This window comes from Lysobacter enzymogenes (assembly GCF_017168095.1).
GTDB classification, from domain to species: domain Bacteria; phylum Pseudomonadota; class Gammaproteobacteria; order Xanthomonadales; family Xanthomonadaceae; genus Lysobacter; species Lysobacter enzymogenes_D.
On the sequence record NZ_LXSD01000004.1, the window covers coordinates 1 to 5199 of the forward strand.

4 protein-coding genes are annotated in these 5199 nt (G+C 74.5%); 2 read left to right on the plus strand and 2 right to left on the minus strand.

Going from position 1 to position 5199, the window contains the following annotated elements; all coding sequences use genetic code 11:
• The first annotated feature begins 172 nt into the window (after positions 1–172).
• Positions 173–1078: a hypothetical protein gene (locus A7A76_RS00145; RefSeq protein ID WP_206409286.1), complete on the plus strand. Its 906-nt coding sequence runs from the start codon at positions 173–175 to the stop codon at positions 1076–1078.
• A 27-nt stretch (positions 1079–1105) separates the two neighbouring features.
• On the opposite strand, the gene A7A76_RS00150 is transcribed toward A7A76_RS00145, so the two are convergent.
• Both A7A76_RS00150 and A7A76_RS00155 read right to left on the minus strand, forming a co-directional pair.
• Complete coding sequence (locus tag A7A76_RS00150; protein ID WP_206409287.1) at positions 1106–3760, minus strand: protein kinase domain-containing protein; 2655 nt, start codon at positions 3758–3760, stop codon at positions 1106–1108.
• Positions 3761–3770: 10 nt separating this feature from the next.
• Entirely contained in the window at positions 3771–4352 is a 582-nt protein-coding gene (locus tag A7A76_RS00155; protein WP_206409288.1) for an ECF-type sigma factor, read from the minus strand.
• 188 nt (positions 4353–4540) lie between these two features.
• Between A7A76_RS00155 and A7A76_RS00160 the strand changes: the two genes are divergently transcribed.
• Entirely contained in the window at positions 4541–5161 is a 621-nt protein-coding gene (locus tag A7A76_RS00160) for a ParB-like protein (RefSeq protein WP_206409289.1), read from the plus strand.
• Positions 5162–5199: the final 38 nt, after the last annotated feature.

The window sequence follows — 5199 nt, forward strand, 5'->3', positions numbered from 1 at the left end:
CCGCGCCGGCCAGCGCCCGCGCAACGACGCCGCGCGCCGCCGCCCTAGCCACGCCCCTGCGCTTCCGACACGCTGCGGCCGGCGCCGACACCGTCGCGGGATCGGCCCGCCGCCACCCTCTCGAACAGGAACGCGTCCGCCCCGGACGCACCGTTACCCAAGGAGCTCGACCATGCGCATCCTCTCTCCCCTGGCCCTGTGCCTGTTGCTGGCGGCCGGCCCGGCCCTGGCCGGCAGCGACTTCTGCGACGGCGGCGGCGACGGCCCGATCGAACCCGAACTGCCGGGCGCGCCCGGCGGCGGCTCCGGCCTGGCGTCGGCCAAGGCGGGCACCGACCCGCGCACCAGTTCGTGCGAGGTCGACATGGTCATGTCGCTCAGCGCGGCCGAACGCGGCATCGAGTACTGGCGCATGCGCGATCTGCCGTTCACCGCCGAGAACTGGGCCGTGCTCAAGCGCAGCAAGCAATGGCCGGAGCTGCCGATGGAGTTCAAGCAGATCAGCTTGACCCCGGTCGAAGAGCAGACCGCCAAGGCCGGCGCGGCGGCGGCGCGTCCGGCGCCGCCGATCGGCGTGCCGCTGTCGGGCGGCCAGTCCACCTTCCTGGAATGGTCGTTCGTGCCGGCCGACAACAAATCGGAAATCTCGCGCGTGCTGGCGCTGACCGTGTTCGCCACCGACAGCGGTCCGATCCTGCGCGCGGACTGGATGATTCCGCCGCACCGCAACTGGTCCTACGCCGACAAGCCCGCGACGCTGCCGAGCGTGATCGAATCGCAATCGGCGGCGCTGACCGACGAAACCCGGGCCTCGACGCTCACCGTCACCCTGCTGCACGACGTCGACCACGTGCGCGTGGGCATCGGCCAACCGGTGCAGCGATGGCTCAGCTTCGCCCTGCCGTCGGGCGAGTGGCAGCCGCTGCGCCTGCGCAACGGCCTGCTGCTCGGCACGCCGCTGGCCGAGGGCATGGGGTTGAAGGTGAACTGGCCGTCGCTGTGGGCCGGCCAGCTCAACCAGGACGTGGGCGATGGCGGCGGCGATGCGCGCGCGCCGACCGGGCCGCGCGCCGACTGACCGGCGCCGCCGATCGGCGCGCCGGACTTAAGCGCGCGGGGCCGCTGCGGCGCGCGCGCCGCAGCGCTCCACGCGCCGGCGCTTGGGATGGTCGGGTTCCAGTTCGGCGCGCACCGCCACCAGCGCCTGGGCGAAGGTCTGCGCCTGCGCCGCCGTCCACGGCGCGGGCGCCATGCAGGTTTGCTCGGCGCGGGCCAGGGCGCGGTTGAGCTCTTGTCCCTGCAACTCGTCGAAGCGCGCCAGCGCCGGCGCCAGCGCCGCGCGCGCCGGTTCGATCCGGCCCAGGTCGTGCAGGTCCATCGCCCAGCCGAGCCGGTACATGGCCAGGTTGAGATGATCCGGCGTCGCCGCCGCGGCGATCTCCACCGCGCGGCGCAGGTGCGGTTCGGCGCCGCGCGCATCGTCGAGGAACAGATGCCGCATCACGCCCAGGTTGAATTCCGAACTGGCCACGCGCGGGTGCTTCGCGCCGAGCACCTTCATGCGCACCTCCAGGGTGCGTTCGAACCAGCGCAGCGCGGCGGGGTAGTCGTCGCGCGCCTGGGCGATGGTGCCCAGCAGGTTGTACACCGCGGCGGTTTCCTCGTGGTCCTCGCCGTAGACCGCCAGATCGATGCGCAACGCCTGCGTCGCCAGGCGCTCGGCTTCGGCCAGATCGTCGGCGTCGCGGCGCTGGCGCGCCTGCGAGACCAGCGACTTGGCCGCGGCCGGGTCGTTGCTGCCGTCGCCGCGCGCCTGCGGCAGTTCCTTGAGCAACTGCGCCGCGCGCTCGGTCTGGCCGGCCGCGAACAGCGCGCTGGCCCAGCCGCGCCGCGCCTGCATGCTGCGCGGATCGGCGATGCCGTAGCGGCGCCGGTGCGCTTCGTCGGCGCGCTGCCATTGCGCCAGCGCCGATTCCAGCCGGCCTTGCGCCTGCGACAGGCGCGCGCGCAGGCGCAGCAGGGTCAGCGCTTCGTCGGTGGATTCCGCGGTCAGGCGCCGCTCGGCCTGGGCGAGGAAGCGGTCGGCGGCGGCGTAATCGGCGCGCAGCAGCGCGACCTGCGCGCGCAGGGCGTAACTGCCGCGCAGCAACGCCGGCTCGGTGTCCGGCAGGGCCAGGCGCAGGCGCAGGGCTTCGTCGGCATGGCGCTCGGCGGCTTCGTAGTCGCCGAGATTGAACTCGACCTCGGCGATCGCCGCGGTCAGCGCGGCGCGCGTTTCCGGATCGCGGTTGTCCTGCAGTCCGCGCGCCGCGTGCTTGAGCAGATCGCGCGCGCTGGGATCGCGCCCGCGCGCCTGCAGCGGGTCGGACGCGCGGAACAGGCCGACCATGAAGGCGGTCACCTGCTCGGCCTGCAGCCGGCGCGCTTCGGCGCGGTCGCGCGCCTGCGCCAGCTCGCGCGACTGCAGCACGATGTGGGTCATGAAGCCGATCGTCGCCGCCGCCGCCACCGCGGCCAGGGCCAACGGCACGCGCCGCCGGCGCACGAACGCGCGCAGGCGATACCAGCGTTCGCCGTTGCGCGCCGCCACCGCTTGCGAATGCAGCGCCGCGCGCAGGTCTTCGGCCAGGCGCTCGACGCTGGCGTAGCGCTGCTCGGGTTCCTTGCGCAGGCACTTGGCCAGGATCGCGTCGAGGTCGCCCTGCAACTGCCGCCTCAGCGCGCCGGCCGAGGCCGCGCCGCGCGCCCGGGCGATGGCCTGCGCGCGCTCGGGCTCGCGCTGTTCCAGCCGGGCCAGGCGCCGGCTCGCCGGCAGCGGCACCTCCTCGGCGATGGCGCGGGTCAGCTCGGCCGCGCCGCGGCCCTCGGTGGCCAGCGGCAACTGCCCGCACAGCAGTTCGTACAGCAGCACGCCCAGCGCATAGACATCGGTGGCGACGCTGGTCGGCGCGCCGGACACCTGCTCGGGCGCGGCGCTGGCCGGGGAGAAGAACGCCTGCGCGTCGACCGTCGCGGCCGCGCCGGCGCCGGGTTGCAGCGCCTTGGCGATGCCGAAGTCGAGCAGGCGCGCGCGGCCTTCGCCGTCGACCAGCACGTTGCTCGACTTGAGGTCGCGGTGCAGCACCAGCCGGCGGTGCGCGTAATCCACCGCCGCCAGCGCCTGCAGCGCCAGTTCGATCCGCGCGCGCAGCGGCAACGTGCGGCGGTCGCACCAGGCGGCGATCGGTTCACCGTCGACGTACTCCATCGCGAAGTACGGCTGGCCCGACGGCAGTTCGCCGACGTCGATGAGGCGGGCGATGTTGGGATGTTCCAGGCTCGCCAGCAGTTCGCGCTCGCGCCGCAGCCGGCGCTGCACCTGCGGCGCCCACAGCGGCGAGTCGGCGAGCTTGAGCGCGACGCGCTGTTCGCCGTCTTCGACCGCGCGCCGCGCCAGGTACACCCGGCCCATGCCGCCGGCGCCGAGCTCGCGTTCGATCGCGAACGGCCCGGCGCGCTCGCCCGCGGCCAGGCCGTGGCCGTCGTCGTTCCACAGCGCGGCGCCGCCGCGCCACGGCAGCGCGTCGCCGTCGCCGGAGGCGTCGGCTTCCATCGCCTCGTGCGCGGACAACAGCCGCGCCACCGCCGCGCGCAGGCCGGCCGGGTCGGCGTGCGCGGCGCAGGCGCGCTCCAGGAACGCCGCGCGTTCGGCGGCCGGAAGCTCCAGCGCGCGCGAGAACGTCTCGGCGGCCTGCGCCCACAAGGCGGTCGACGTGGCCATGGCGCGGCGCTCAGCCCGGCGGCGCGGAGAGTTGGTCGTGCAGCCAGGCGCGCGCGAACTGCCAGTCGCGCTTGGCGGTGGGCAGCGACACGCCGATGGTCTGCGCGGTCTCTTCGATGGTGAGGCCGCCGAAGTAGCGCAGCTCGACGCCGCGCGCGGCGCGCGCGTTGATGCGTTCCAGCCGCTCCAGCAGGCGGTCCAGGTCGAGCGCGTCGGCCAGGTCGGCGGCCGGCGCGGCCACCTCTTCGCCGGCCTGCAGGGTCACCCGCAGCACGTCGCCGCCGCGCTTGAGCGCGGAGCGCTCGCGCAGGTGGTCGACCAGCAGGCGGCGGATCGCGTGCGCGGCGATGGCGTAGAAGTGGGCGCGGTTCTGGAACGGCACCTCGCGCTGCTGGGCCAGTTCGAAATAGGCGTCGTTGGCCAGCTCGGTCGCGCGCAAGGTCACTTGTCCGCTGCGCGCCAGCCGCTGCCGCGCCAGCCGCCGCAGCACCGGGTAGATGCAGTCGAGCAATTGCGCCTCCGACCGCGGATCGCCCTCGCGCCAGCCCTGCAACAGTGCGGTGATGTCGGACGGCGGATCGGCGGCGGTCATGGCGGGGGCGACGCCCGGAGGGGAGCTCAGCATAGCGCCTGGCCGCGCCGCCGAGTCATGCGCGCGGCGCGGTCCGGTTACCTGCGCGCAACATTGCGCGCGCTCCGGCGCCGGGCTTGCCAAGCCGCCCCGCGATCTCCTTCAATGGGCCGGCGTCGCGCGCCGGCGCGCGACCGTGGAGCCCCGCCATGTCCAAGCACGGTCCGCGTCACCCGATCCTGTCGGTCGCCCCGCAGCGGCTGCGCCCCACCCAGATCACCGTCGGCCTGCGCGAGGTCGCCGACAAGCGCGCGCAGTGGCACGCGCTGGGCCGCAGGAAGCGCGAGGCGCTGATCGCTGCGCACTGGTTCCCCGGCGTGCTCGGGCCCGGCGGCGAGGTGTATATCGTCGATCATCACCACTTCGGCCTGGCCATGCTCGAAGAAGGCGTGGCGCAGGTGCCGGTGATCGTGCAGCGCGATTTCTCCTGGCTCGATCCGGCGACGTTCTGGCGCACGATGGAATTCAACCGCTGGGCGCATCCTTACGACGAGCGCGGCGCGCGCACCGACTACGCGGCGATTCCCGCCGGTTTGGCGCAGTTGCGCGACGATCCCTACCGCAGCCTGGCCGCGCGCGTGCGCGAGGCCGGCGGCTGCGCCAAGGACGCCACGCCGTACGCCGAATTCCTCTGGGCCGATTTCCTGCGCGCGCGGATCAAGCCCAAGGACGCGGCCAAGCCCGGCGCGCGCGCGCTCGAACGCGCGCTGACGCTGGCCCACAGCCGACAGGCCGGCTACCTGCCGGGCTGGAGCGGGGCGATCGAATGAGCGCGCCGGCGCCCGCCGCCGGCGCCCGCGCCGCCAGC

Coding starts and splice junctions, on each gene's coding strand:
- A7A76_RS00155 (WP_206409288.1), bottom strand. CDS start 4,352: ATGACCGCCGCCGATCCGCCGTCCGACATCACCGCACTGTTGCAGGGC.
- A7A76_RS00150 (WP_206409287.1), bottom strand. CDS start 3,760: ATGGCCACGTCGACCGCCTTGTGGGCGCAGGCCGCCGAGACGTTCTCG.
- A7A76_RS00145 (WP_206409286.1), top strand. CDS start 173: ATGCGCATCCTCTCTCCCCTGGCCCTGTGCCTGTTGCTGGCGGCCGGC.
- A7A76_RS00160 (WP_206409289.1), top strand. CDS start 4,541: ATGTCCAAGCACGGTCCGCGTCACCCGATCCTGTCGGTCGCCCCGCAG.